Origin of the sequence: Methylobacterium sp. J-030, from assembly GCF_022829545.1 — a bacterium.
Lineage (GTDB): Bacteria > Pseudomonadota > Alphaproteobacteria > Rhizobiales > Beijerinckiaceae > Methylobacterium.
Genome location: NZ_JAKSYM010000285.1, coordinates 13,623 through 38,141 on the forward strand (window position 1 = coordinate 13,623; position 24,519 = coordinate 38,141).

Below are 24,519 nucleotides of genomic sequence, written 5' to 3' on the forward strand. Positions count from 1 at the left end.
CGTTTTTTGATTTTCTCGGCGGCTTCCTGTTTTGCTAGGCTTACGGCAGCGACGCCTTTTGGCGTCTGATGCTCGACGTTTGAGATGGGCGTTTCGGGCGGCCGCCTGATGCGCCCGTCGCCAGAGCGACCACGCGATAACGTGGGCAGGCCGAATGCGCCGCTGCGCCAGCCGCACGGCGAGGCGGCGGATTTCCTGGACCGACCAGCGGATCAGCGGGCGGGCGATCTCGTCCGGGCTCGGCTTTTTTGGGGCGGCGCGTTGGCGTGATGGCGGATCACAGCCAGCAAGGCGAAGGCCATCATCACCAGGCTGACCTTCCAATGCCAGCCGCGCCAGGAACGGGTCTCGTTGTGAGCGAGCCCGAGTTCGGTCTTGGCCGTCTCGAAGGTGTCCTCGATCGTCCAGCGCTGGCCCTCGACCGCCACCAGGGTCGCGATCAGCGTGCCGGCCGGGCACCAGGTCGTGAAGTAGGCCCGCTCGCCATCGCTCAGGCTGCGGCGGATCAGGAGCCCCCGCGTTCACAGGCCGGTCTGGTCGTAGACGGCCCCCTCGAGGTCGGCCAGTTCGCAGTAGGCCCAGTCGTACAGCCGCGCGCCCTTCGTGCCCTCGCCCGCCGACAGGCGCACCCAGGCCGACGGAGCGAGGTTGTCGACGATCACCTCCGCGGTGCCGGCCACCGGTGGCTTGCCGACCCAGGACTTGAACAGATGATCGGACTTGACCCCGAGCACGTAGCCCTTGCCCGCACGCCGTAGCGCCATCTCGATGTCGCCGACCCCATAGCCGGTGTCGGCCGCCACCCAGGAAAACGGCACGCTGGCGGCGATCGCCCGCTCGATCATCGCCAGCGCCAAGCCGGGCTTGGTCGAAAAGGCCGTCCCCTCCGGCACGTGGGCGGCGGCCAATCGGGCCGGATCCGAAGCCCAGGTCTTGGGCAGGTACAAGGCCCGATCGACGAAGGCATGACCGTGCCGCGAGGCGTAAGCCGCGAACACGCCGATCTGGCAGTTCGTGATCTTGCCGGCCGAGCCGGTGTACTGGCGATGCACGCCGCACAAGGCCTTGCCTTGCTTGAGGAAGCCTGTCTCGTCGAGGACCAGAACAGCGTCCGGGTCGGCCAGAGTCTCCAGGGCATAGTCCCGCACCACGTCGCGCAGCGCATCCGCATCCCATCGTCCGCGACCGAGCACCGCCTGCTGGCGCCAGGGGCCGGGATCGCCCGCGGCCTCGGCCCGCATCCAACCGGTCTTGCGCCGCTCCGCGCCGAGCAGTCCATCCAGGAACGCCCCGGCCGAGGCGGCGACCCGGTCCTGGGTGAACAGGGGCCGCATACGACCTTTCACCTCCCGCAGCGACGAGGCCCAAAGCTCAAGCGTCGCCTCGATCGAGGCCCCCGACGTCCATGAAGCGCAAATCATGGCGACGCAATGAGTCAGAACCCGATCAAAAACGCAACTGTAATGCTAGGGTGTGACCCTAACCAAGCTGTTGCGGGGTTTGCCACTTTGTGGTTCCAGGTGGCCGTTTTTCAGCCTGGAGGTGGCGATGCCGGACCTGTTCTGGCTCTCGGATGAGCAGTGGGCGGTGATCGAGCCGTTCATGCCCAAGGACAAGCCCGAACCTGAGCGGAAGGACGACCGGCAGATCATCTCCGGCATCCTGCACGTCCTGACATCGGGCTGTCGCTGGCGCGACTGCCCGGCGGCGTATGGGCCGCGCACTACCGTCTACAACCGGTTCAATAGGTGGTCCCGCCGCGGCTTCTGGAAGGCCATGTTGGCAGATCTGGCCAAGGCCGGGTGGGCCAGCGATGCGGCCGCCCTCGATAGCACCTATGTGCGGGCTCACCGCTCGGCCCACGGCGGTAAAGGGGGGCGAAAGCGCAGGCCATCGGCCCGTCGCGCGGCGGCCAGACGACGAAGATCCATGCGCTCACCGATGTCCTCGGCCGCCCCGGCGTCCTGCTGCTAAGGCCGGGCAATGCCAGCGACGTGACGACTGCGCTTGCGGTGTTGGCCGAAGCGTCCGGCCGGATCCGGCGTCTGGCCGCAGACAAGGGCTACGATGCCGATTGGCTGCGCACCGACCTGCGGGCGCAGGGCATCGTCCGGTCATCCTGGGCAAGCGTGGTCGCAAGCGACGCATCCGGCACGACAAGCGGCGCTATCGTGAACGCTGGCGCATCGAGGCGACCTTCAACCGCCTCAAGGACTTCCGCCGCGTCGCCACCCGATACGACAAGCTCGCCCGCAACTATGCCTCAGCCGTCGCCCTTGCCGCCGTCATCGCTTTCTGGTGCTGATCGAGTCCAGACCCTGGCGTCAGGGACAAAACCGTGAACCGCAGCTCGTTTTGACCAGACAGTCAGCATAGCTCACGATGGCATGGGCGTTGGCCTGTGGGTAAGGCTATGTCATCCCATCTGACCGCCCCGCCGGTGAACGGTGAGATCCCGACCGGCGTTCCGCGCCCCCGGTGCTGGTCCATCACCGAGAAGATCCGCCCCGTCGAGGAAAGCCAGCCGCCCAGCTCGTCCGTGTCGTTCGTCGCCCGCCACTACGGCCTCTCGCCCAGCCTACTGTTCTCGTGGAAGCAGCGCATGCTGGCGGGTGGCCATCAGACCGTGCACGCCGATAAGGAGGTCGTCGGCACCAGCCGGGTTGTCCTGTACTCTCTGGCACGCGGCAGCGCAGACTCCTACCCTCGAAGTAGCTGTGAGGGTGGGCCTCCTACCCGATAGCGACTGCGGGCGCCGGTATGCCTTTTTGCCGATTTCAGGCTCAGGTTTGGCCCAACAATTGGCAAGAGCGATTCAAGCCACCGATTGAAAAAACCAGCGTCAACACCTAAAATGTCCGTTTAACGGACATCGGAGTGCCAAATGAAACCCCCGCGATCCTCGCACCGCAAGGTCTGCAGCCAAACCGCGAAGCCCGCTACGTCACTACAAGAGCATGATGACAATCCGCCAAATTCAAGCTTGCTTATTCAAAGCGTCGAGGATTTCTTTGAAGGTAATCCCAAGATCAGAAAAATACTCGATAGTTTCAACTCGGGGAAAGAGAGTGTAGAAGGCCTTGCTGAGCACTTCCATAAAATCAGCCGCCGAGATCATCATGTCGCATTGTCAGTAGCTTACTGTATTTGGTTGAAATCTGGAAAGAATGATGCTTTTCGAAAATTTGCATATGAGGCTGAAATTAGCCGTAAAAAAATCGATAAACGGGTTACTAAACTCAGAGTCATTTTAGAAAAAGTCATCAGCTATGGTGACGATACCGCGAGAGGTTTGCGACAAGCTCAAAAAATGTATTCTCGGGATGAGGCGGCTATACGCTATTTGGCCCACCAGGGCATTGGTCCGGGTGAAATTAAGTCGGAGGTCAATAAAGAAAAAGCAGGATTGGATAAATGGTCAAGATTATGGCCAAAAATCCGAAAGGTCGAGCTAAATAAAAAACTCGAAATTGATGGTAAAAAAACAAACTTCAGTAATGATATATTACAAGATCTTCAGTCATTTGAGTGGGACTATATTTTTGTAACTCTTCGTTACGGTAAGAAAGGCTGTCCAGCAGAAAAAAAAGAGTACAATATTGCGCCGTCCGCGGAGTCCGACCAACTACTGTTGCATTTGGGACCAATCTTGAAAAGAATTCAGCAAATAAGTCAAAGCAAACCAACCTCTGATGACGATTGAGCGGGCTACGGCATAGAATTTTGAGACAAAAATACCCCTTAAAAGGTCGAGTTGATCCTAGTGCGGTTAGACGCACGGAGATTTTTAGCGGTTTTTGGCGGTGAAAGGCCGTACGATGATGCCAAGGCCGTCCGGCCGAAAGGCTTCCGCATGCATCCATCCTTCCGCTGATCGAGGTCCAAGCCACGTTGGACCTATCATTGGGCTCTTCAGGGTATGGCTTAGCGGCCACGGCAAAGTAGGTTGCAACACAAGCGACAGTACTATGATAAAGTGTTTTTACAACTTATAAAAAGTAAAATTGCTTAAACATTTGTATGTAAAATTGTCATGGCAAGTTCGCGATGGTAATTTTTAATTTGATCCGCCGGTGGCTCAACGTTGCCGTGCCTTGCAAATATATGGGTGTTATTCTGAGCTATCAGCAAATAAATTTAGTAAAAACTATAAGACTGAGCTTTTTTAAAGGAAGATGGTCTTATTGCTCTTTCGCTGTGCTTGGCCGAAAATTCAGTGCTTTATTAATTCGACTGGCGATCAGATCTGCAGCTTGCCGCAAGGGATTGGCGTCGAGGTGCGCATACCGCGCTGTCGTTTGTGGTTGCGTATGCCCCAGTAATTTGCCGACGATCGGAAGGCCAAGGCTCTCGCCGGCACCTATCGAGGCGAAGGTATGCCGCAGGTCGTGCAAGCGGACCCCAGGCAAATCAGCTGATCGGCAGATCGCCGCCCAGGGTCGCTGAAGGTCGGCCCGTGGCCGCCCTTCCCTGCTCCCCGCAACGACGAAAGGCGATGCTGTACGGGGCAGGCCGCGCAAGATTACTAACGCAGGGCTACTGAGTGTGAGAGTTTTGCGCCCCGTCTTTGAGTCCGGCAGGAACGCGAGACTTCGCTCAAAATCGATCTCCTGCCAGCGCAAGTGCAGAATTTCGCGCAGCCGCGCGCCGGTGAGGATCAATAGGCGAATCGCAGCTATGGCGCCCGGGTCGAGCACTGTTTTGCGGTTCTCAGGTCGGGGCAGATGCTTTGCCTTCGGGCTACGAGCATCAATGGTCCACGGTAACCCGACCGACTCAGCCTCATGCAGGGCATTGCCGAGCCGCTGCAATTCCTCCGAAGTGAGGTATCGTTCGCGGCCTTGCTGTCGGTATCGATCGACGCGAACGACGGGATTGTAGCCTTCCGGCACCAGCCCCTGGCGGTCGCACCACGAGTAGAGTGAGCTGAGCACGGCTAGAACGTAGTTGGCGGTCGCTGGTTTGGCGCTCAGGTGGCTGTGCAACCGAGCAACGTCGGCTCGGGTCACAGCCTCAGCGCGAAGCAATCCGAACTCCGGAACGATTCGGGCCATGAGCGCATGTCGGTAGCTCGCGATGGTGGCGGCTTTACGCTTCGGTGTCACGTGCTCGGCAAGGAAACGCTGGGCGACATCCGCGATGGTCGCGGCCGCTTTCTGACGCGCCTTGTCCTTCGCTGGATCGGAGCCGCGAGCGACCAAACCAAGCTGGTCACGAGCCGAGCGCCTAGCCTCCTCAGGCGTTATGACACCGTATTTGCCCAGCGTAATAAAGCGCTTGGCGCTGCCGCGACCGCCGGCGCGGTAGCGTAGGATGAACGACTTGGCGCCTGAAGGCTCGACCCGCACGCCAAAGCCCTTCAGCTCGGCGTCCCAAAGCACGTAGCGCCGCTCATTGGCCACCATCGCGTCTACTGCGCGCTTGGTAAGTTTCACGGTCGCTGCTGGCATATGCCGATCCCTCGGTGACCACGCGGTGACCACCGCAGCGGGAAACGTCGGTGTCACTCGGGTAGCCTATCACAAAAGAAATTCAGCTAAAACAGTTGTTTAGGGACAATACGGGTAACGTCGGGAATGCATAGGAAATCGAAAAAATATAATTGGTAATGAAGAGGTCGAGAGTTCAATCCTCTCTCGCAGCACCATTCTCATCAATCATCGCTGACGTTTGACGGCACGGGCGCCTGTGGAGTCCCGCCGCTGAGGCTGCGCGTCTCGGGACGATGCTGCGCCCGTCCCTGCGAAAGCCAGCGTCCGCGCATCCCGGCAACCGCATGACCGGCGTCACGTGCCGGTCCAGGCGGCCAGGACGGGGCCGGTGGCCGTATCGGGCTTCGAGGCGCCGATGAAGATCACCACCGGGCCGTGCTCGGCGCGTCTTGGATCGTAGAAGTCGAGCAGGCCCGGGTGGATTCGCTGCAGGAAGGCCGGGGACCGGCCGCTCCGGCGCAGCAGGTGGTCGATCACCACTTGGTCCCCGTGCACGGCGTTCGGCACCGGGCCGCAGGCGCCCGGCATCATCCAGCGCTCCGGATCGGCCGCGAAGGTCGTGTAGAGGTCGGCGAGGGCGTCGCCGGACCAGCGCAGCAGCGCGCTGGAGAGACGCCCCGCGTGGAAATAGTCCTCCATCGCGGCGAAGCCGGGCTCGGCCAGGGCGTCGGCCGGCCCCGTCAGGACGGTGTCGAGGTCGCACAGCAGCGTCGGGCCCGCGCAGAGGCCGGGGCGGAACGCTTCCATCTTCGCCCACCAGGCCGGCCAGGAATGGCGCAGCGGCACCGTCTCCACGCCCTCGACGGCCACGGGCATGTCGGTGAGGCAGAGGATCCGATCGAAGGCCGGGGCATGGCGGCGTATCCCGGCGGCGAGACGCGCGACCCAGGTCGCGTCGTAGCGCCCGCCATCCTTCAGGACCGTGATCAGCGTGGCCATGATCTCAGCGCTCCGGCGGGACTGGCGGATGCATGCGGAGGCGTCCGGCCGCCTCCGCCGCGGCGAACCACGCCCGCTCGGCCGCCCAGGGATGTCCGGGCCAGCCGGCGAAGCCGAAACCGTAGGCCTGCGCCGGTGAAGCGTGCGCGGGGCGGCCGAGCAGCAGCGCCACCGTCACGAGGAAGCCCGTGCTGGGGTTCGGCGGTCCCGCCGTCCCGTGCGCGAGCCCGGCCTGCGCCCGCGCGTGCAGGGTATCGGGCAGGATGTGGATCGGGCGGCCCAGCGGTTGCAGTAGCGCCAGGATCTCGCGGGTCCAGCAGATCGGCTCGGGCACGTTGTGCGCCGCCGGGAGGATCGGGAAGGGCAGGATGAAGGCCTGCGCCGCGCGCACGACCGGTCGCTTCAGGAAGTCCCGGTCCGCCAGCCATTCCCGCGTCTGGCCGCCGCGGTTGACCAGGGCGAGATGCGTGACACGGTGGCCGGCCCTGCCGCCGAAGCCCGCGGCGTTGTTGAACCGCACCACGCGCTCCGCCGCATCGATGGCCGATCCGGCCGCGCCGATCCCGGGGGCGTTGCCGACGATGGCGAGGGACCCGTCGGCGGGCAGGCCGCCGCATCCGGCGGAGAAGGGGTCGACGTCTGAGAGCACGTGCGGCAGGGGTTTTTTGGGGAAGAGCGGAGGTAAGGCGCCGGGTCGGCGCAGCCAGTCCTCCGCCGGCCGCTTCCGCGGAGTACGACCATGCGCCGATGTTTCGTCTGCGCGGCCGACATGCTCGGGCCGAGCGACCGGCACCTGACCTATCCGGGCGGGCAGCGCCGCACCTTCCCGATGGCCTGCGGCTCCTGCGGTGTGCTGATCGCGGCCGAGGCGGATCCGGCGGCGTGCCGGACGCATCTGGTCGAAAGCCTCGCCGGTCCCGCCTTCGCGTCCGACCCGGAGGCGCCCTACGGCCTCGATCTGTACACCCTGCGCAGTGCCGCAACCCGGTGGGGCCTCGGAACCCGTCCCCTCGACGAGGCGGGCCGCGCGGACCTCCGGCACCCCCACGGCACCCGTGCGGCCCAGGCGGCCCTGTTCGCCCTCGACGCGACCGGCGGATGCCCGGTCTCGCTCGGCCTGCTCTGCCGCCAGGAGGACCGCGATGATGTGCTGGCGGCGCTGCCGGGGCAGGCCGGCTGGGCGGACGATGTCGCGATCCTGATCGACGGTCCGGTGATGGCGGCGGTGCCGGTGCCGGTCACCGGCTTCGCCGAGGGCGCCGTGCGCGTGGCCGCCCGGCCCCTGGACGGCGATTTCGCCGCGCAGCGCAACGCCCTCCAGGCCCTCGCCCGTCACGGCTGGATGCTGCAGCTCGATTCCGACGAGGCGCTGAGCCCGGACGCCGCCCGACCGTTGCCCGCCCTGGCGGCCCTCGCCGAGGCGGGGGGCGTAGCCTCGATCGGCCTCGCCCGGGCCAACCGGGTCGACGGCGCGCTCTCGGACGTCTTCCCGGACGTCCAGTACCGGCTGAACCGAGCGGAACTCCGCTACGCCGGCCGCGTGCACGAGCGGCCGGTGCTCGAACGCGGATGGCCGGACAGCTTCATCACCCTGCACGGGCTGATCGAGCACCGCCTGACCCTGGCCCATGTCCGGGCGCGGTCGCGGCGCTACGAGGCCCTGGATCCCGGGCGCGGCCGTCCCGAGGAGGCGGATGCGTTGCTGCGCCCCTATGCCGACTGACGGATCCGGGCCGCCGCGATCGCCCGTTCATAGAGCGCCAGGGTCTCGCGTCCGAGGCTCGCCCGGTCGAACCGCCCCGCCGCCGCGAGGGCGCGGGTGCGATAGGCTCGGCGCAGGTCCGGATCGGTGAGGAGCGGGCGCAGGGCCTCGGCCAGGGCCGGCCCGGTGGCGGCCGCGGCCAGGGGGCCGGCCCCGGGTGCACCCACGAAGGCGCGGGCGCTCGCATCCTCCGCGCAGGCCACGACCGGGCGGCCATACGCCAGGGCCTCCTGGTAGACGAGGCCGAAGCTCTCGTAGCGGGAGGGGGCCAGCACCGCGTGGGCCGCGGCATAGGCCGCCGCCAGGGCCTGGCCGTCGATCCGGCCGCGGGCGCGGATGTGCCGCCGCGCCGCCTCGGGCAGATCGACCGGGAGATCGTCCGGCGGCACGCCGACGAGGTCGAGCCGGAAGTCCGGCAGGGCGCCCTGCGCCCGCTCGGCGCCGAGGATCGCGATCGCGGCGAGCAGCGCGTCGAAACCCTTACGCGCCTCCGCCCGTCCGACGAAGAGCAGAAGCACCGGCTCGGCCGCCTCCGGATAGGTGGCGCCGCGTGCGGCCGCCGCGACCTCGGGCGGAAGGCTGAGGCCGATCACCGCGGCGGGCTGCCGGCCGGTGAGACGATAAGCCCGGGCCACCACATCCCCGTGCCCGGCGGTGTTGGCGATGAAACCCGCGCTCCCCCGAACCTGCCGGCACTCCAGGCGATCGGCGGTCCATCCGTCGAGGCGGTTGCGCAGGGAGGCGGCCGGGTCGCGGGTGAAGGCGGCCGGCGTCGAACTGCGCGTCACCAGAGGCAGATCGTGGCGGCCGGCGAGCAGGGCGGCCGGCGCGTACCAGTTCGTGGCTTCAAGCACGTCGAAGGGCGCTGCGGCGTGGGCGGCGATGACGGCCCGGCGGAAGGCGAGCGGGGCGGCGAGATGCCCCGCCGAGCCCCAGGAGCGCAGGCGCGCCAGGGGGCTTCCCGCCGGCAGGGCGAGACCGAGGACCGTGACGCCGTTGACCTGCGTGCGGCCGGTACGGTCGAGGGTGAAGATCGTGGCCTCCGCCCCCGCCTCGGCGAGGCTCTCGGCGATCTCGCGGGCGGCCGTCGAGAGCCCGCTCGGGGATGGCGGGTAGTCCCAGGCCAAGAGGGCGGTGCGCATCAGGCCGCCAGCAGGCGGCGGTAGAGTGCGAGGTAGTCCCGCGCCATGCGCTCTGCGGTGAAGCGCTCCTCGAACCGGCGGCGGACGCGCGCGCGGTCGAGCTGCCCGATCCGGGCGAGCGCCGCGGCCGCCTCGGCCTCGCTGGCGACGACGAAGCCCGTCACCCCGTCCTCGACGATCTCGGGGACCGAGCCGCGGTCCCAGGCGACCACCGGGGTCCCGCAGGCCATCGCCTCGATCATCACGAGGCCGAAGGGCTCGGGCCAGTCGATTGGGAACAGGAGCGCCCGCGCGCCACCCAGGAGCTCGCCCTTCCGGGCATCGTCGACGGGGCCGAGATAGGTCGCGTCGGCGCCCAGCAGGGGGCGCACCCGGGCGTCGAAATAGTCAGGGTTGCCGACATCGATCGTGCCGCCGAGCCGGATCGGCAGACCGGCCGTGCGGGCGACGCGGATCGCCACGTCGGGCCTCTTCTGGTCGGTCATGCGGCCCACGAAGGCGACATGATCGTCCGGCGCGGCGCGGAAGGTGTAGCGGTCCCGGTCGATGCCGTGATGCACGATGCCGGCCCGATTCGCGGCCGGGATGCCGGCCGCCTGCGCGGCCGAGATCGCGGCGACCGGCAGGTCGGGGAAGCCCTGAAAGAACAGCGCCCGGTCGAGTTCGTCGACCCGCCAGTGGATGGTGGTCAGGCTGCGCCGGCGCCGCGTGCCGAGCAGCGCCGCATGGGCGAACTCGCCGTGGCAATGGACGATGTCGAAATCGTCGAGCCGCAGGCGCAGGGCCTCGAGCTGCAGGGCGTCGAGGGCGGCGGGTACGCCCGCGGCGACAGACCCGTATTGCCGTTCCAGGGCCGCGAGACTCGGGTAATCGCCGACGCGGGGCAAGTCTGTCGCACTGTCCGCGGGACCAAATAATGTTATTTCCACGCCCAAGCTTCGCAGCGCCGTGCCCAGATCGTGCACAACCCGCTCTGTGCCGCCATGATGATCCGGGGGAACGGGAAAAATGTTCGGCGCGACCTGGGCAACGCGGAGCACGGCAACCTCTTTACATATGTCAAGCCGACGCGCGGTCTGCGCTTTACATAAATTAAGTTTTCAGGAGCGCTCAAAAGGCGCAGCCCGCACCTGATGTTCGTCCTGCACATCGCCCTGCAGGGCTGCCTGCGCGGCGACGGCGTCGTCTACGGGCTCACCGCCGACACCGGCGGCCATATCCGCTACCTGCTCGATCTGGTCTCGGCCTCGGCGCAGGATCGCGATCTCGCACGGATCGTGGTGGCGACCCGCCTGTTCCGGGGGGGCCTCGGCGCAGCCTACGCCGTGCCCGAAGAGCCGATCGCCGACAAGGTCACCCTCGTGCGGCTCGCGAGCGCGTCCCCGGACTATTGCGCCAAGGAGGCGATGCACGCCGAGGTTGATTGCTTCGCAGAGAACCTCATCGCCTGGATCGCCGCGCAGGATCGGGCGCCGGATCTCATCCACGCGCATTACGCGGACGCCGCCGCGGTGGCGGCCCTCGTGGAGGATCGCCTCGGCATCCCGTTCGTGTTCACGGCCCATTCGCTCGGACGCGTGAAGGCGCGGATGCTGGGGACGTCCCCCATCCGCCCCGACCTCGCCCGCCGGATCGCCACCGAGGAGGAGGCCCTGGCGCGGGCGCACCTCGTCATCGCCTCCTCGCGGGACGAGGCGGAGGTGCAGTATGCCGGCTATGCCGCCTACGATCCCGGCCGCGTCCGCGTTCTGCCCCCGGGCAGCGACCTCGCCCGCTTCGCCGCAGCCCGACCTCATCCGCGGGTCGATGCCGCGATCGACCGCTTCCTGGACGATCCGGACCGACCTGCGATCCTGGCCCTCGCCCGGCCGGTGGCGCGCAAGAACCTCGCGGCCCTGGTGCGGGCCTACGGCGAGGATCGCGCGCTCCAGGCCCGCGCCAACCTCGTGATCGTCGCCGGCACCCGCGACGACATCGACACCCTCGACGGCGACATGGCCGCGACGATGCGCGAACTCCTGGTGCTGATCGATCGCTACGACCTCTACGGGCGCGTCGCCTACCCGAAGACGCACCGTCCGGAGGACGTTCCCGCGATCTACGCCCATGCAAGGGCCCGTGGGGGCCTGTTCGTCAACCCGGCCCTGAACGAGCCCTTCGGGCTGACGCTGCTGGAGGCTTCGGCCGCCGGCCTGCCGCTGGTCGCCACCGACAGCGGCGGCCCCAACGACATCGTCGAGACCTGCGGCAACGGGCTCCTGGTCGATCCCCGGGCGCCGGCCGCGATCGCCGAGGCCTGCCGGCGGATCCTGGGCGATCCGGCCCTCTACGCCCGCTGCGTGGCCGGCGGCGCCCGGGCGGCGGCGGCCTACGACTGGGACCGGCACGCCGCCCGCTACCACGTCCTGCTGCGCAGGCTGCTCAACCCGGAGGCGCCCCCGCAGGCGCCCTGGCAACTCCTCGTCTGCGATATCGACAACACGCTGGTCGGCTGCGACGCCGCTCTGGGGATCTTCCGCCGGTGGCGCAGCCGGCAGGCGGGGCTGGCCTTCGGCGTCGCGACGGGACGCTCCTTCCACAGCGCCATGGCGGTGCTGGAGCAGCAGGCGAGCCCCCGGCCCCAGGTGATGATCACCTCGGTGGGCTCCGAGATCTACCATCTCGACGCCAACGGCGTGACCTACACGGCGGACGCCGCGTGGCGCCGGACCATCTCGGCCGGTTGGGACCGACCCGCGGTACAGGCGGCCCTGGCCGGGCTCGATGGGCTCGTCCCCCAGGGCCCGCTGGAGCAGCGCGCCCTGAAGCTGAGCTACTTCGGCGATCCGACGGCCGCGCGGCGCGTCCGCGCGTGCCTCGCGCAGGACGGCATCGCCGCCCGGGTGATCCACAGCCACGGCCGCTACCTCGACGTCCTGCCGGAGGCGGCCTCGAAGGGCACCGCGGTCGATCACGTCCGCGCCCTCTACGACCTGCCGGAGCACGCCGTGTTCGTGGCCGGCGATTCCGGCAACGACATCGAAATGCTGGGCGCCCGGGTCCAGGCGATCATCGTGGCCAACTATTCCGACGACCTCGCCAGCAACGCCGCCCTGAAGCACTCCTACGTGGCCCGCCGGACCCACGCCCGGGGGATCATCGAGGGGGTCTCGCATTTCCGCCGGATGCTGGCCGATGTCGGCTGAGATGCCGGCTGATCCCGGGCCGGAATCGGCGCCGAGCGTCCTGACCCTGGTCCGCGGCCGGGCCGACCGCCTGCGCAACCTGATGCGCGGGCTCGCCCGCCAGACCCTGCCCCCACGCGAACTGGTCATCGCCTGGATGCAGCCGGATCCGGAGCCGGACCTGCCCGATCCGGGTTGCCCGGTCCGCCACCTCCACGTGCCGGGCGAGCCGATGCCGCTCGCCGCCGCGCGCAACCGGGCGGCCGAGGCGGCGGGCGCGGATCTCCTGCTTTTCCTCGACGTGGATTGCATCCCGTCGCCCGGTCTGGTGGCCGCCTACGCGGGGGCGGCACGGACGACGCGGGGGCTCTTCCTCGGCGAGGTCCTCTATCTGCCGCCCGGGGCTGTCGGCGGCGACCCCGATCCCGCGACGCTCGATCGCCTCGGCCGGACCCATCCGGCCCGGCCCATACTGCCCGAGACCGGTCTGCGGCCGGAGCCCGATGCGGGCCAGCTCTGGGGGCTGTCCTTCGCGCTGCCGGCCGCATCCTGGCGCGCGGTCGGCGGCATGGACGAGGCTTTCGCAGGCTACGGCGGCGAGGAGACCGACCTCGCCGCCCGGCTCGCCGCCTCCGGTCTGGCGACGTTCTGGGTCGCGGGCGCCCGCGCCTATCACCAGCACCATCCGGTCCACGTGCCGCCGCTGCAGCATTTCGCGCCGATTCTCGCCAACGCGGCCCGCTTCCGGGCGCGGCACGGACGTTGGTGCATGACCTACTGGCTCGACCAGTTTCGCGCGGCCGGGCTGATCGACTGGGAGGCCGACGCTGCCGCGATCCGTCTGATCCGTCCGCCGACCGGGCCCGAGATCGCCGCCGCCCTGCGGCCCGACGCCCTGTTCTCCTGAGATCGAACCGAACGCCATGAAGAAGCCGATCGCGTTCTTCGTCCATCACCAGGGCCGCGGCCACGCCAACCGCACCATGGCGGTGGCGGCCGCCTTCGCGCAGGACCGGCCGGTTTCGGTGCTGACCGCCGACCCCAGCCTGTTCGACGGCTTCACCCGCGACATCGAGATCGTCGCGCTGCCCAACATGATCGGCGCCGCGGTGCCGACCCCGCGCCTCTACGCCGAGCCGACGCCGCAGGTGATGCACTGCGTCCCCCTCGGCCTGCCCGAGATGCGCCGGACCATGCGGGTCATCCTCGACCATCTCGATGCGCGCGAGATCGGGCTGTTCGTGGTCGACGTCTCGGCCGAGATCGCGCTGCTCGCCCGCATCGCCAGCGTGCCGGCGGTGCAGATCCGGATGCACGGCGACCGCTCCGATATCGGGCATGTCGGGGCCTACGAGGCCTGCGTCGGGATGCTCGCCCCCTTCGACGAACGCCTGGAGCAGGACGAATACCCGGCCACCTTACGCGCAAAGACCTTCTACAGCGGCGGCCTGTGCACCAGTGTCGACCGGGTGCCGGAGCGCGCCGAGGCGCGCGCCAAGCTCGGCCTCGACCCGAAGCGGGAGATCGTGGTGGCGGTGACCGGCGGCGGCGGCAGCGGTACGCCCTACGCGCCGCTGACCGTGGCGGCCCGCGCCGCTCCCGATGCCCTCTGGTTGACCCTCGGCCCGACCCACCGGGAGGGCCACGAGACCGATTTCTCCAATCTGCGCGAACTCGGCTGGGTGCCCTCGGTCACCGATTACCTCGCCGCCGCCGACATCGTGATCGCCTCGGCGGGCGACAACACGGTCCACGAGGTCGCCCGGGTCGGCGGGCGCCTGATCGTGATGCCGGAATGGCGCTACTTCGCCGAGCAGACCCGCAAGGCCGAGGCCCTGGTCCGCCTCGGCGCCGCCGTGCAGGCCCCCGCCTGGCCGGGCGATCTCCAGGGCTGGCGCGACCTGCTCGCCCGCGCCCGCGCCCTCGACGGCACCGCCCTGCGCGGCCTCTACGCCCCGGATGCGGCCGCCCGCGCCGCCGGCTGGCTCGAAGGGCTGACCGACGCGCTGTGGGACTTCGGGCCGGCCGACGCCGAAACCGCCCCGCTTCCGGGCCTCGCGGCCGAGTGACCGCCGAGTGACCGCCGAGTGACCGCCACCCTGCCCCCGCCCCGACCGGAGCCCGATCGCCGCATGTCCACCGTCTCCGTCGTGACCCTCGCGAAGGGTCGCCCGGCGCATCTGCGCAACGTGCTGCTCGGCCTGGAGCGCCAGACGCAGGCCCCCGCCGCCTTCATCGTCGCGGTGATGCAGGAGACACCCTACGACCTGCCCGAGGTCGGCTTCCCGGTGCACCAGATCCCCGTGACGGGCCGCGAATTGCCGCTGGCGGCGGCGCGCAACCGCGGCGTGGCGGCAGCGGACAGCGACGCCGTGGTGTTCCTCGACGTCGACTGCATCCCGGCGCCCGGTCTCGTCGCCGATTACGCGCGGGGTCTCGCCGAACTCGATGGGCTGCTGATGGGCGAGGTTCTGCACCTGCCCGAGCGCGCCACGACGGGCGCCTGGGACTATGACGGCCTCGACGCCGTCGCGGAACGGCACTCCGACCGCCGCGGGCCGCCGGCCTCCGGCATCGAGATCTGCAACGACTACCGCTGCTTCTGGTCGCTCAACTTCGCGATCCGGCGCGCCACCTTCCTGGCGACCGGCGGCTTCGACGAGCGCTACACCGGCTACGGCGGCGAGGACACCGACTTCGGCAAGCTCCTCGACCGGAGCGGCATCCCGATCGCCTGGATGAAGGGCGCACGCGCCTATCACCAGTACCACCCGCACCACATGCCCCCGGTCCACCACCTCGACAGCGTGGTGCGCAACGCCGAATTGTTCGAGGCCAAGTGGGGCTACCGCACCATGGGCCACTGGCTCTACGCCTTCAAGGTGATGGGCCTGATCGACGACACGCCCGACCGGCCGATCCGCATCCTGCGCCGGCCCGACGCATCTGACCTCGCGCTCACCGGTCAGCAGAGCCACCAGCCCTACAGCAATTCGGCCTCGGTGATCCGCGCCATCGAGGCCCGGCAGAGCGCCGAGGCTGCGGCAGAGGCGCCGGTGACGGCGTGAGGATCGCGCTCCTCGCCCATCTGCGCCACCCGATCGCCCCGCCCTTCGCGGGCGGCCTCGAAGCCTACACCTGGAACCTCGCGGACGGCCTCGCCGCCCGCGGCCACGCGGTCGCGCTGTTCGCCTCCGGCGACAGCGACCGGCGTTTCGCCCTGGATCCTGTGATCCCGGTCCATCACGAGCGGAGTTTTTCCGGGCTTGAGCACCGGGGCGATGCGGGCCTGAGGGATCATCTCGACGCCGGCTACGCCGCCGCCTGCGACCGGATCGCCGACGGGGGCTTCGACGTCCTTCACAACAACAGCCTGAGCCGCCTGCCCCTGGATCCGCAGCGCACCGCCGCCATGCCCACCGTCACGTCGCTGCACGTGCCGCCCTTCGACGCCCTGCGCTGGTTCGTGCGGGCGAGCCCCGCGCCGGGACACCGGATCACCGCGACCTCCCGGGCGCAGCGCGACGCGTGGTGGCCCGACGGGGCGCCCCCGGAGGTCTCGGTTCTGTACAACGGCATCGATCCCGCCGCCTGGCCCTACCAACCGCAGGGCGACGGCAGCGCCGTCTGGTGCGGGCGGATCACGCCCGACAAGGGCGCGCATCACGCGATGGCGGCGGCGCGCCGGGCCGGGCTGCCGCTGACCCTGTTCGGCCCGATCGAGGAGCCCGCGTACTGGGACGCTCTGGTCGCCCCGCTGCTCGGTGGAGCGATCCGCTACGGTGGCCGGCTCGGCGGCGCGGCCCTGGCCGCGGAGGTCGGCCGCGCCTCGGTGTTCCTGACCACCCCGTGCTGGGACGAGCCGTTCGGGCTGGCGGCGGTCGAGGCGATGGCCTGCGGCCTGCCGGTCGCGGGTTTCGCCCGGGGTGCCGTCCCCGAAGTCGTCGGGGAGGCCGGATCCCTCGCCCCGCCCGGCGATGAGGCCGGCCTCGCCGACGCCATCGGGGCGGCGGTGGCGATCCCGCGGCCGGTCCCGCACGCGCGCGTCCTGCGCCTGTTCACCCGGGCGCGCTGGCTCGACCGGTGCGAGGCGCTCTACGCGCAGGCCCGCGCCGGGGCGACGCCCGCTCCCTGACACGTCCCGCTCCTGAACCCGAGCCCGACATGACCCGAGACGCCCTCATCGCCGCCCTGTGGCACGGCCGCGATCCCTTCGCGGACCCTCCTGGGTCTCTGCGCCCCCTCGACCTCCAGGGCTGGCGCAGCATCCATCCCTATCTCGAAGAGGCGGTGACCAGCCTCCGCCCCGCCGTCATCGTCGAGATCGGGACCTGGAAGGGGGCGAGCACCCTGTACCTCGCCCGCACCCTGGCCGAGCATGGCGTCGTCGGCACGGTCGTCGCCGTGGATACCTGGCTCGGGGCCGTCGACCACTGGGCGGATGCGGGCCTCTTCGCCGAACTCGCGACCGAGCACGGCTTCCCGAGCCTGTATCGGACCTTCCTGGCGAACGTCCTGCGCGAGGGCATGGCCGACCGGGTCGTACCGCTCCCCCTCGACTCCGTGAACGCCGCCGAGTTGATGCGCCTGCGCGGCGTCACCGCCGACGTGATCCACCTCGATGCCGGGCACGAGGAGGCGTCGGTGGCGGCCGACCTGCGCGCGTGGTGGCCGGTGCTGAGGCCCGGCGGCCTGTTCATCGCCGACGATTACGACCGCCTCGGCGGCCGCTTCCCCGGCGTGACCCGGGCGGTCGATGCGTTCTGTGCCGAGCACGGCCTGGCCGGACCCTGGTCGCTGCGGGGCAAGTGCCGGTTCGTCAAGCCGGATTAGGATCGGGTCGCTCCATCATGGCCAGCCCGCGCGATGGGGCGGCAATCTCGGCCCAGGACTGTCGATGACGTCGTGTTCTGCCCGGGCTCGATGGCGTTGGCGACGCCCGCCGGGACCCTCCGGCTGTCGAGGAACCACGGGCCTGGGCAAGGCAACGCAGGCGCTGCCACGTTTCGGCACGGTGCGCAGGCGCGATATCCGTACGGGCTGCCTCGTCCGGCGTCGCCGATACGGAAGGGCACCGCGGCCGCAAGCCGCGGCGGCGTCCGTCATGCGAACGACCGTGAATGCATCATTCTTGCATACCAAAACCGTCGGGATTTTCCCTCGACCGCCACGCCCGCTCCGCGGTCATCTCCCCCCTCTGTCTCGGAGCGGGCGTGGACGCACGATACGGTTTTCGTTCGAACGCCACGAACGATGCGTGGCGCATCGTCATCCGCGCGTCGCGCGACGACCCCGGGGCCGGGCGCCGTCGACAGGCATGGCGATGTCATCGACCGGAAACGGTATCGACGTCCGGTTGTCGCGATCACGTGGCTGATCGGTACTTCCGCCGCCGCCGCGCCTTCGGCTGGGCCCGCGGGATCGGCTCGGCACATGCCTGCCGCGGCCGCTTGAACTCTTTCGCCCGGCCTGCTTATTGAGCAGCGGATCATTGCGGAGGGCACGTCCCGTGGAACCGCATCGATGGGGCCGCTCGTCAGGGTCGATCACGCCTGTGCCCGCTTCGAGCCGCGCGCGATCGTATTGCGATCGCGCGCGGCTCGAAGCCTGTCTTGTCACGCGCTCTCCTGCGCCGAACCGGTGTCCACTTCGGCGGAGAGCGCTCTAGATCCGGTCGCCTGCGGCGCGCTTCGATCGTCGGACCGGCGGCACAGCGGCCGGTCGCTCCGGGGCCGGACCCGTACGCGGTGCCAGAGGCGGAGGTCCCACGCGCATGACAGGTCCCGGCGATGAGCCTGACAAGATGGCTGAAGTCGCCGGCTTGGCGGCGGCGATTGCCGATCGCATCCTCGATCAGCATGCGGCGGGTGCGTCGATCCCGCCCGAACAGTTCAGGATGCTCGTCCGCGCGGCCCGGATGCTCCTGGACAACGGGGTGGCGTGGCCGCCATCAGTCGAGCACGTCGTGATGGAGGTCGCCCGGCGCTTGAAGGATACCGCAGCGCCCCCGGAGGACGCGCCGCCGCGGGGTCATGATGTCGTGGTGCATCTGACCGAGGCCCTGAGCGCCTTCAAGCGATCCTGACCGACGCCGGACAAACGGGCCGGTGCGACGGTGCCGGGGCGATGGACGGGGTAGGCATGTCGTGCGAACGCGCGCCCTCATCGCTGAACGGGCGCCTTCCGAGGGAGCAAAGCCGGCTGGATCTTCGTTGCGGTGTTCGAACAGGGTGGCATCGCTTTCCGCCGGTGCCGTCCCCGGGCAGTGCGTTGCGGCTGCCCGCCGCGCGGAGGTGGGATGGGGCGGCGTCCGGTTGGAAGTGCGTCAGGAGGTTGGCCGGTTGGCTCGTTTGATCTCGATCGCCGCGGCGGGTGCAGCGGCGCTGCTCATGTCCGGATCTGCACGGGCAGCCTCCGACATCACGATCGCGTCGATCGCGATCGGTCGGCTCTACGTCGTCGGCACCACCGAGCAGCCGCATATGCCGGTGGTGCTGGACGGTCAGTTCCGCACCGAATCCGACGATCGGGGCAAGTTCCAGTACGAGCTGATCTATCACCCGTCGCGCTGCATCGTCTCGGCGGTGATCGCCGGCAAGACCGTCGAGGCGGTGGTCAGCAATTGCGGTGAGCAATGCGTGACGCCCGCCAGCACCGGTGACCAGCACGGCGGCGGCAAGCCCACGCAATCCGCCGCGCCAGCCCCCACGCCCCCAATGCCCGGACCGACGGTGTCGGCGGACGCGACGGGCGGATCGGAGGGGCCCTCCGCACGCGCGCCTGCGCCGACACCGCCCCGATCCCGCATCGCGCGACCCCCGCTCCCGCCGCAGAGGCCGAATTCCGGCCTCGGCACCTGACCGGGGGCCGGGGCGGCTCAGGCCGGCGAGGCGAGCGGCTTGTCCTTCTCGACCGTGTAGGTTCCCGCCACCCGCGTGGCGCCTGAACCGTTGCGCAGGCTGTGCGGGGTTACGGCCGGAACCTGGAAGCTGTCGCCGGCCCGCAAGGTCCGGTTCGGCTGGCCGTCCACGAGCAGCTCCGCCTCACCCGCCAGGATCACCGAGGATTCGATGCCCGGATGGGTGTGGCGCGCGACGGTCGCCCCCGGCGCGATCTCGGCGGCGACCTGCACCACGACATACCGCCCCCCCGGCAGCTCTTCGGTGCTGAGGATCCTGCGCGTGACGCCGGAAGTCTGACCGGCCGGCTGCGCCTGCGCCCCGGCCGCGACGGCCGCGAAGCCGCCCGCCGCCGTGCAGAGCGCACAATTCACGAAGCCGCGTCTCGTCAGCATGGGCGTTTCCTCCGGTTCGCGCCGGCTCGTTCGGGCCGGATCTAAGTCGTGCGAGCGGGACGATGCGCCATTTCTGGTTGCGCGCAAAGGCTCCGACGCGCGCCGGTCCCGCCGAGGGGGTTCGCGGAGGACCTCACGAAAACGGCCCGCTCCGGCAGGCCGAGCGGGCCGAGTCATGCCATTGGGGTTGTGAAGCGTCAGACAACCATGCCGGAGGCCCGATCGCATCGCCTGTTTGAGGGACGTCGGATGCCGGCGATGCGGCGACCGGGTCAGGCCAGGAGGGCCGCCAGGGCGTAGACGGCGATCAGGAAGATGGCCGACGAGGCGAGAACCGCGCTGCCTTCCCGGTGCTGGAGAACGAAGGTACGAATTGCGGTGAACATTCACGGGACCGGAGATCGCGGATCGTCCGATCAGGGGTGGTGCCGAACTGTGCCCGTTCGAAGGCTGTGGCGGGTCCGGCCCATGCGATCCCGGACCTGTCGCAGGCCGGCAACACGGCCGCCCGCCGGCCGGAGAACCGCGAGAGCCGTGCGCGATCGCGTTGCACACGGTCCACGACCGAAGACAGGGATGCCTCGGAGCGGCTTGTCCAATCCTTGACCGCATCCTGAGATGCCGGAGCACAGCGCAGGCCTCGAAAGAGCCCTCGAGGGATCGCGCGGATGGCTGGAGCCCCCTGTCGAGGCTCGCTTTGCGGTCAACTCAGGATGAGGGGGTCGGGTGGGAACACCCGATGACGCTGACTGCAGCTCACTGTCGTGTGCCGTGCGCGATGCCATCGCGCGCGGCTCGAAGCCTATGTTGTCCTGCCCTTTCTTGCGCCGGAACCGGTGTCCGCCTCGGCGCGGCGTGCCCTAGCGGCCGCGCGCGTTCGGATCGCTGACGGCGCCCGCCGCGGCCGCGCTGAGCGCCGCGCTGATCACGACGAGGAGACTTGTTGAGATCATGGAACAGGCTCCCTGGACTGAAGCGAACCAGCACCGATGATGGTTAACAGCCCGTTAAACGCGCGCTCCGTGAAACAGGATCTATGAGAATTCACGTACGCAACACCAGTAATAGACCATAACGCTGAGCTTGCGCCCCGGCGAGCGGGTCGCCCCTGTCGTCAACAGGGAAAGCCGTCGTCGGACGGATCCGGTCGCGCGCGCCGCGTGAAACCGACATCGGCCCACGCAGGTCCGTCGAAACAGGTCTCAGAGCCAGCGCTCGTCGATGTCGGTGGCGTTTCGCTCCGCGAGGGGCTGCGTGTCGTCGCCCTCGGCGAAGACCACGACGTCGTCGGGACCGACATCGCGGGTGGCATAGAAGTCCCAGCGGCGATGGATGACCCGGGGGCCGCCGAAGATGCGGAAGGCGTTCCAGTAGCGGTCGTCGCGAAAGCCGACGTAGTGGATGCAGCGCGTCGTCATCCAAGACGCATCAGGGCCGTCGCGCGATCCACCGCGCCAAGCGCGGTCGCAGGCGCAAGGACAGGCGATAGGCGATCTCGGCGATCGCCAGTGCGGGGCGGACGCCGAAGACGCGCAGGTCGAGCAGGCGTCCGAGCCAGCGCCAGCCCGGCAGAACCCTCCAGACATGGGCGAAGGCGTCCGCGCCCGAGACCAGCCGGCCCTCCGCGGTGCGCACGTGGAAACGCCGTACCGCGGCGTCGCGGGTGAGCCCGGGCCCGAGCGCCGGTGCGGGCTGAGTGCCCCCGACATCGACGAACGCCAGCCGGTCGGCGCCTGCGCAGGCGCGATAATGGTCGATCTCGGCACGACAGAGCGGGCAATCGCCGTCGTAGAAGATCCTCAGCGTCTCCCCGGATGTGCCGTTGTCCATGCGACGTTCAGCACCTCAATTGGCCGGCGGCACCAGGATCAGCTTCCCCTTGAAGGGCGCGCCCTGGTCGCGGGTGCTGGTGCAGGCATAGGTCTCCTCTCCTGCCTTCATGGTCCGCAGCCGCAGCGTGCCCTGACCGTTCTGCTTGATCGTGTAGCCCTTCTCGCTCTCCACGTGGATGAGATCGCCGTCCGCGTGCTGGATCAAGCCATTCTCGAACTGGCCGGGTGCGGTGAGGACCACGGGGGTATCGGCGCTGCTCTTGATGGTGAGCACGATGTTCGTATCCGCGGGGAGCCGGAGTTCGGCCGGATCGCAGACCGGCTTGCCGTCCTTCATGCTGACGGTCAGCTCCACCGGCGGCGTCACGTCGCTCGCCGGAGGCGGGAGGGGCTTCCCCTGGGCGAAGGCCGGCCCGGCGGCGAGACAAGCGACGAGGGCCGCCACGCCACGTGAGAAAGTCAGCATCAGGGGCATCTCCCGGACAGGGTTTCGGCGTTGGTCGACAGCACCGTCAGAAAGGCGACGCGCTCCGCAGTGTTCCCGGGCGCAACGCCGCACCGGGGCGCAGCCGACGCTGTCGGGCGGTGCTGTCGAGACTGCGGCGCGCTCAGTCGAGGGCGTAGCCCAGCAGTCCCTCGGTCGCCTGCCCCTCGCACTTCGCGTCGGTCGACACGAAGTGGTCCCGCCCGCCCGCCAGGCAGCGGAAGATCGGGTGGCTGCCGGGGTGAGGCGCCTCGTAGAGGTATCCGGTCTGCCCCAGCGGGGTCCGGCCCTCGCAGAGCGGATCGCGGCTGAGGAAGTGATCCGCGCCGGCCGTGCAGCTCATCAGCTTGGCGGTCCCTGGCTTCGGGACGAGGAACAGCGTTCCGAGCGCGGTCTCCATCGTGTAGCCCGGGGCGATGTAGCCGGTCGTGACCCAGTGGCCGCCCGGGCCGAGCGCCCGCTTCAGGGGCGCACGGTCGGAGGCGGGCCGCTCGCTCGCCGCGGCGATCCGCCAGGTGCCCGGATAGGGTTCGCCCCCGGAGAAGTAGACGGTGATGGTCGGCAGGAAGGGCGTGAGGTTGCCGAAGGGATCGCGCTGAAAGCCGGGGCTGTGATTGAGGTAGAACCCCGTCACGTCGGAGTTCAGGTAACCGACGGGTGTCCACTGCGCGGGCGTGCCGCCCAGCAGGGCTTTCAGCGGCATGCGGTAGAGACCCAGCTGGAAGGTCTCCCGGTCCGGGTTGCGGGCCGGATCCTTGCAGGTGACCTGCTGGCAATTGCGCCCCGGCAGGCCCGTGATCACGTAGACGTCGCCCGATGAGGGGTCGTACGCGAAGTCCGAGTTCGGGTTGATGGTCGCGCCGTCGCTGGTCCGGTTGGGCACCCGCACCGGCGGCTCGAAATGGACCGCGTCCGCCGTCCGCCGCACGTAGAGGTCGCCGAACCCCGCGACGCCCTGCGGGCCGGTGAGATCGGTGGTGAAGACCAGCAGGCTGGCGCGACCGTCGAGGTTGATGGTCGCCGGCTGGCCGGCGCCGTAATTGCCCTGCGCGACCGTCGGGTTGAGCGGGGCGATGACCGGTTCGGGGTAGTCGATCCAGGTCACTTTGTCGTTCGAGAAGGCCAGACCCGTATGATTGTTGTGGCCCGGCAGGTTGTCGGCCCCCGAATAGTACAGGGCGTAGACATAGGACCGTCCGTCCGCGGGGTTGCGGAACGTGCCCTTGATCACGCTCGGATCGCAGACATACTGGCGGTTCCAGGATCCGGGCGTCGGCTGGAAGACGACCTGAGCGGGCGAGAAGCCGCCTTGAGCGCTGGAGGTCCGGTGGAAGATCACGTCGGTCTTGCCCTGGCCGCACCACCAGATGTCGGTCGTCCGGCCCTCGGTGATGACGCTCGGGGCGTAGTTGTAGCCGCCCGGATTGGCCTCGTTCACGAAGAGCGGCTGCGCCTCCGGACCCCGCCAGTCCGCCTGCGCCGCCGACAGGGATAGCGCCGCGGCTGCGACGAGCGATGAGAGGAGCAGCGTCCGTTTCACGGTCATCCTGTTCCGGCGCCAGAGGGCGCGACCGGCCGCGCCCGTGCCGCAACGCGCGGACCGGTCCCGCGGTGCCGATTATATCGCGACGCGGTCGCGCGCCCAGCACCGCCGCGCGGCAGTCCGCGGTCTTGCCCCGCATGCCCCCCGGCGACTTGACGATCGTGACCGGAGCCCACACACTCGCGCCCCAGTGGCCCGTAAGTACCTGTCTCACCGAGAGAACTGCGCGGATGGCGTGCGCCGGACCCGGGCGATCCAGGCAAGTACGCCCAGCGTGTCTCCGGACCGGATGAAAGGGCAAGGCCCCTGCGGGCCCCGGGGCCAGGGACGCGCCGCACCGATCTGCTGAAAGGACCCGGAGGCCCGTGAATTCGACAGCGCTGTTCACGATGGTGGGCCTCCTGCTCGGCTGGGCCGTTCTGGCCGGGGCCGCGCTCGCGGGCGGCCGGCTGCCGACCTTCCTGTTCCTGATCCTGACGCTGGTCGCGCTCTACCTCTATGTGCCCTGGGTGCGGTTGCGCGCCAGCGGGATTGACGGCTCAAGCCGGCCGGTCCGGTTCTGGACGAACGTCGCCATGCTGGTCGTCACCGCGGCCGCCTGCCTTGCCCTCTGCGTGATGCTGGCCCGGCGGACCGGATTGCTGTGAGGCGGGCCTTCGGTCGCGGGGCTGTTCATCGGCCGGCGGGCCGCCTGGCAGGCTATTGCGCGCCTGACCTGCAGGAGCGCGCGTGACGTTAACATGGGTTGCTGCGTACAAACCTATGTTTTCATGTTCAGGCGTGGCCTGCGGCGCGGAAATATTTGCCGAAATCGAAACCTATGTCTCGAATTTACCAGGCAATTTCGGATTTAGAGCGTTTAATTCG

21 protein-coding genes and 3 pseudogenes are annotated in these 24,519 nt (G+C 68.8%); 13 read left to right on the forward strand and 11 right to left on the reverse strand.

What is annotated here, in order from left to right; translation table 11 throughout:
• Positions 1-212: 212 nt before the first annotated feature.
• Positions 213-1,421, reverse strand: a pseudogene (locus MKK75_RS21105) (IS701 family transposase).
• Between the two features lie 127 nt (positions 1,422-1,548).
• Between MKK75_RS21105 and MKK75_RS21110 the strand changes: the two are divergent.
• The 3 genes and pseudogenes from MKK75_RS21110 (at position 1,549) to MKK75_RS21120 (ending at position 3,703) form a co-directional block, all read left to right on the forward strand.
• Positions 1,549-2,305 (forward strand): annotated as a pseudogene (locus tag MKK75_RS21110) (IS5 family transposase).
• 96 nt (positions 2,306-2,401) lie between these two features.
• Positions 2,402-2,665, forward strand: a pseudogene (locus MKK75_RS21115) (transposase); the annotation flags it as partial.
• A gap of 219 nt (positions 2,666-2,884) precedes the next feature.
• Positions 2,885-3,703 (forward strand): hypothetical protein, encoded by an 819-nt coding sequence (locus tag MKK75_RS21120; protein WP_244044477.1) that lies wholly within the window; start codon positions 2,885-2,887, stop codon positions 3,701-3,703.
• 478 nt (positions 3,704-4,181) lie between these two features.
• On the opposite strand, the gene MKK75_RS21125 is transcribed toward MKK75_RS21120, so the two are convergent.
• The 3 genes from MKK75_RS21125 to MKK75_RS21135 form a co-directional block, all read right to left on the reverse strand.
• On the reverse strand, positions 4,182-5,450 hold the full coding sequence (locus tag MKK75_RS21125) for a site-specific integrase (RefSeq protein ID WP_244044478.1): 1,269 nt from the start codon (positions 5,448-5,450) through the stop codon (positions 4,182-4,184).
• Between the two features lie 336 nt (positions 5,451-5,786).
• The gene (locus MKK75_RS21130) at positions 5,787-6,431 is read right to left on the reverse strand and encodes a hypothetical protein (RefSeq protein ID WP_244044479.1); all 645 of its coding nucleotides are present in this window, start codon (positions 6,429-6,431) and stop codon (positions 5,787-5,789) included.
• A gap of 4 nt (positions 6,432-6,435) precedes the next feature.
• Entirely contained in the window at positions 6,436-7,080 is a 645-nt protein-coding gene (locus MKK75_RS21135; RefSeq protein WP_244044480.1) for a hypothetical protein, read from the reverse strand.
• Positions 7,081-7,170: 90 nt separating this feature from the next.
• On the opposite strand from MKK75_RS21135, the gene MKK75_RS21140 reads away from it, so the two are divergent.
• Positions 7,171-8,154 (forward strand): hypothetical protein, encoded by a 984-nt coding sequence (locus tag MKK75_RS21140; protein ID WP_244044481.1) that lies wholly within the window; start codon positions 7,171-7,173, stop codon positions 8,152-8,154.
• Here the strand turns inward: MKK75_RS21140 and MKK75_RS21145 are convergent.
• On the reverse strand, positions 8,142-9,335 hold the full coding sequence (locus tag MKK75_RS21145) for a glycosyltransferase family 4 protein (RefSeq protein ID WP_244044482.1): 1,194 nt from the start codon (positions 9,333-9,335) through the stop codon (positions 8,142-8,144). The two genes, MKK75_RS21140 and MKK75_RS21145, sit on opposite strands and share 13 nt — an antisense overlap.
• Complete coding sequence (locus MKK75_RS21150) at positions 9,335-10,375, reverse strand: glycosyltransferase family 4 protein (protein WP_244044483.1); 1,041 nt, start codon at positions 10,373-10,375, stop codon at positions 9,335-9,337. Before MKK75_RS21150 ends, MKK75_RS21145 begins: the two co-directional genes overlap by 1 nt.
• 93 nt (positions 10,376-10,468) lie before the next feature.
• Here MKK75_RS21150 and MKK75_RS21155 point away from each other — a divergent pair, with 93 nt between their 5' ends.
• The 8 genes from MKK75_RS21155 (at position 10,469) to MKK75_RS21190 (ending at position 19,359) form a co-directional block, all read left to right on the forward strand.
• Positions 10,469-12,520, forward strand: coding sequence for an HAD-IIB family hydrolase (locus MKK75_RS21155; RefSeq protein ID WP_244044484.1), 2,052 nt, complete (start codon positions 10,469-10,471; stop codon positions 12,518-12,520).
• The gene (locus MKK75_RS21160) at positions 12,510-13,406 is read left to right on the forward strand and encodes a glycosyltransferase family 2 protein (protein ID WP_244044485.1); all 897 of its coding nucleotides are present in this window, start codon (positions 12,510-12,512) and stop codon (positions 13,404-13,406) included. The genes MKK75_RS21155 and MKK75_RS21160 overlap by 11 nt, the downstream gene beginning before the upstream one ends.
• A gap of 16 nt (positions 13,407-13,422) precedes the next feature.
• Positions 13,423-14,568, forward strand: a complete 1,146-nt coding sequence (locus MKK75_RS21165) for a glycosyltransferase (RefSeq protein ID WP_244044486.1) — start codon at positions 13,423-13,425, stop codon at positions 14,566-14,568.
• A gap of 63 nt (positions 14,569-14,631) precedes the next feature.
• Positions 14,632-15,567: a glycosyltransferase family 2 protein gene (locus MKK75_RS21170; RefSeq protein ID WP_244044487.1), complete on the forward strand. Its 936-nt coding sequence runs from the start codon at positions 14,632-14,634 to the stop codon at positions 15,565-15,567.
• The gene (locus MKK75_RS21175; RefSeq protein ID WP_244044488.1) at positions 15,564-16,634 is read left to right on the forward strand and encodes a glycosyltransferase; all 1,071 of its coding nucleotides are present in this window, start codon (positions 15,564-15,566) and stop codon (positions 16,632-16,634) included. Before MKK75_RS21170 ends, MKK75_RS21175 begins: the two co-directional genes overlap by 4 nt.
• A gap of 29 nt (positions 16,635-16,663) precedes the next feature.
• Positions 16,664-17,332 carry a class I SAM-dependent methyltransferase gene (locus MKK75_RS21180; RefSeq protein WP_244044489.1) on the forward strand — a complete coding sequence of 223 codons (669 nt, stop codon included), beginning with the start codon at positions 16,664-16,666 and terminating at the stop codon, positions 17,330-17,332.
• Between the two features lie 970 nt (positions 17,333-18,302).
• Positions 18,303-18,584 carry a hypothetical protein gene (locus tag MKK75_RS21185; RefSeq protein ID WP_244044490.1) on the forward strand — a complete coding sequence of 94 codons (282 nt, stop codon included), beginning with the start codon at positions 18,303-18,305 and terminating at the stop codon, positions 18,582-18,584.
• Positions 18,585-18,840: 256 nt separating this feature from the next.
• Entirely contained in the window at positions 18,841-19,359 is a 519-nt protein-coding gene (locus tag MKK75_RS21190; RefSeq protein ID WP_244044491.1) for a hypothetical protein, read from the forward strand.
• Between the two features lie 17 nt (positions 19,360-19,376).
• Here MKK75_RS21190 and MKK75_RS21195 read toward each other — a convergent pair whose 3' ends face one another.
• The 5 genes from MKK75_RS21195 to MKK75_RS21215 all read right to left on the reverse strand — a co-directional run bounded on the left by MKK75_RS21195 (position 19,377) and on the right by MKK75_RS21215 (position 23,655).
• Positions 19,377-19,793, reverse strand: coding sequence for a cupin domain-containing protein (locus tag MKK75_RS21195; RefSeq protein ID WP_244044492.1), 417 nt, complete (start codon positions 19,791-19,793; stop codon positions 19,377-19,379).
• A gap of 1,202 nt (positions 19,794-20,995) precedes the next feature.
• Positions 20,996-21,211, reverse strand: coding sequence for a hypothetical protein (locus tag MKK75_RS21200; RefSeq protein ID WP_244044493.1), 216 nt, complete (start codon positions 21,209-21,211; stop codon positions 20,996-20,998).
• A 10-nt stretch (positions 21,212-21,221) separates the two neighbouring features.
• Positions 21,222-21,623 carry a thiol-disulfide oxidoreductase DCC family protein gene (locus tag MKK75_RS21205; protein WP_244044494.1) on the reverse strand — a complete coding sequence of 134 codons (402 nt, stop codon included), beginning with the start codon at positions 21,621-21,623 and terminating at the stop codon, positions 21,222-21,224.
• A gap of 15 nt (positions 21,624-21,638) precedes the next feature.
• Complete coding sequence (locus MKK75_RS21210; RefSeq protein ID WP_244044495.1) at positions 21,639-22,091, reverse strand: cupredoxin domain-containing protein; 453 nt, start codon at positions 22,089-22,091, stop codon at positions 21,639-21,641.
• A gap of 142 nt (positions 22,092-22,233) precedes the next feature.
• Entirely contained in the window at positions 22,234-23,655 is a 1,422-nt protein-coding gene (locus MKK75_RS21215) for a hypothetical protein (RefSeq protein WP_244044496.1), read from the reverse strand.
• 362 nt (positions 23,656-24,017) lie between these two features.
• On the opposite strand from MKK75_RS21215, the gene MKK75_RS21220 reads away from it, so the two are divergent.
• A complete protein-coding gene (locus tag MKK75_RS21220) occupies positions 24,018-24,299 on the forward strand; it encodes a hypothetical protein (RefSeq protein WP_244044497.1) in 282 nt (93 codons plus the stop codon).
• Positions 24,300-24,519: the final 220 nt, after the last annotated feature.

What these genes read in the sequence shown, in the direction of transcription:
- MKK75_RS21120 (WP_244044477.1), top strand. Translation starts at nt 2,885, where the DNA reads ATGAAACCCCCGCGATCCTCGCACCGCAAGGTCTGCAGCCAAACCGCG.
- MKK75_RS21125 (WP_244044478.1), bottom strand. Translation starts at nt 5,450, where the DNA reads ATGCCAGCAGCGACCGTGAAACTTACCAAGCGCGCAGTAGACGCGATG.
- MKK75_RS21130 (WP_244044479.1), bottom strand. Translation starts at nt 6,431, where the DNA reads ATGGCCACGCTGATCACGGTCCTGAAGGATGGCGGGCGCTACGACGCG.
- MKK75_RS21140 (WP_244044481.1), top strand. Translation starts at nt 7,171, where the DNA reads ATGCGCCGATGTTTCGTCTGCGCGGCCGACATGCTCGGGCCGAGCGAC.
- MKK75_RS21145 (WP_244044482.1), bottom strand. Translation starts at nt 9,335, where the DNA reads ATGCGCACCGCCCTCTTGGCCTGGGACTACCCGCCATCCCCGAGCGGG.
- MKK75_RS21155 (WP_244044484.1), top strand. Translation starts at nt 10,469, where the DNA reads ATGTTCGTCCTGCACATCGCCCTGCAGGGCTGCCTGCGCGGCGACGGC.
- MKK75_RS21160 (WP_244044485.1), top strand. Translation starts at nt 12,510, where the DNA reads ATGTCGGCTGAGATGCCGGCTGATCCCGGGCCGGAATCGGCGCCGAGC.
- MKK75_RS21165 (WP_244044486.1), top strand. Translation starts at nt 13,423, where the DNA reads ATGAAGAAGCCGATCGCGTTCTTCGTCCATCACCAGGGCCGCGGCCAC.
- MKK75_RS21170 (WP_244044487.1), top strand. Translation starts at nt 14,632, where the DNA reads ATGTCCACCGTCTCCGTCGTGACCCTCGCGAAGGGTCGCCCGGCGCAT.
- MKK75_RS21180 (WP_244044489.1), top strand. Translation starts at nt 16,664, where the DNA reads ATGACCCGAGACGCCCTCATCGCCGCCCTGTGGCACGGCCGCGATCCC.
- MKK75_RS21185 (WP_244044490.1), top strand. Translation starts at nt 18,303, where the DNA reads ATGGCTGAAGTCGCCGGCTTGGCGGCGGCGATTGCCGATCGCATCCTC.
- MKK75_RS21195 (WP_244044492.1), bottom strand. Translation starts at nt 19,793, where the DNA reads ATGCTGACGAGACGCGGCTTCGTGAATTGTGCGCTCTGCACGGCGGCG.
- MKK75_RS21200 (WP_244044493.1), bottom strand. Translation starts at nt 21,211, where the DNA reads ATGACGACGCGCTGCATCCACTACGTCGGCTTTCGCGACGACCGCTAC.
- MKK75_RS21205 (WP_244044494.1), bottom strand. Translation starts at nt 21,623, where the DNA reads ATGGACAACGGCACATCCGGGGAGACGCTGAGGATCTTCTACGACGGC.
- MKK75_RS21210 (WP_244044495.1), bottom strand. Translation starts at nt 22,091, where the DNA reads ATGCTGACTTTCTCACGTGGCGTGGCGGCCCTCGTCGCTTGTCTCGCC.
- MKK75_RS21215 (WP_244044496.1), bottom strand. Translation starts at nt 23,655, where the DNA reads ATGACCGTGAAACGGACGCTGCTCCTCTCATCGCTCGTCGCAGCCGCG.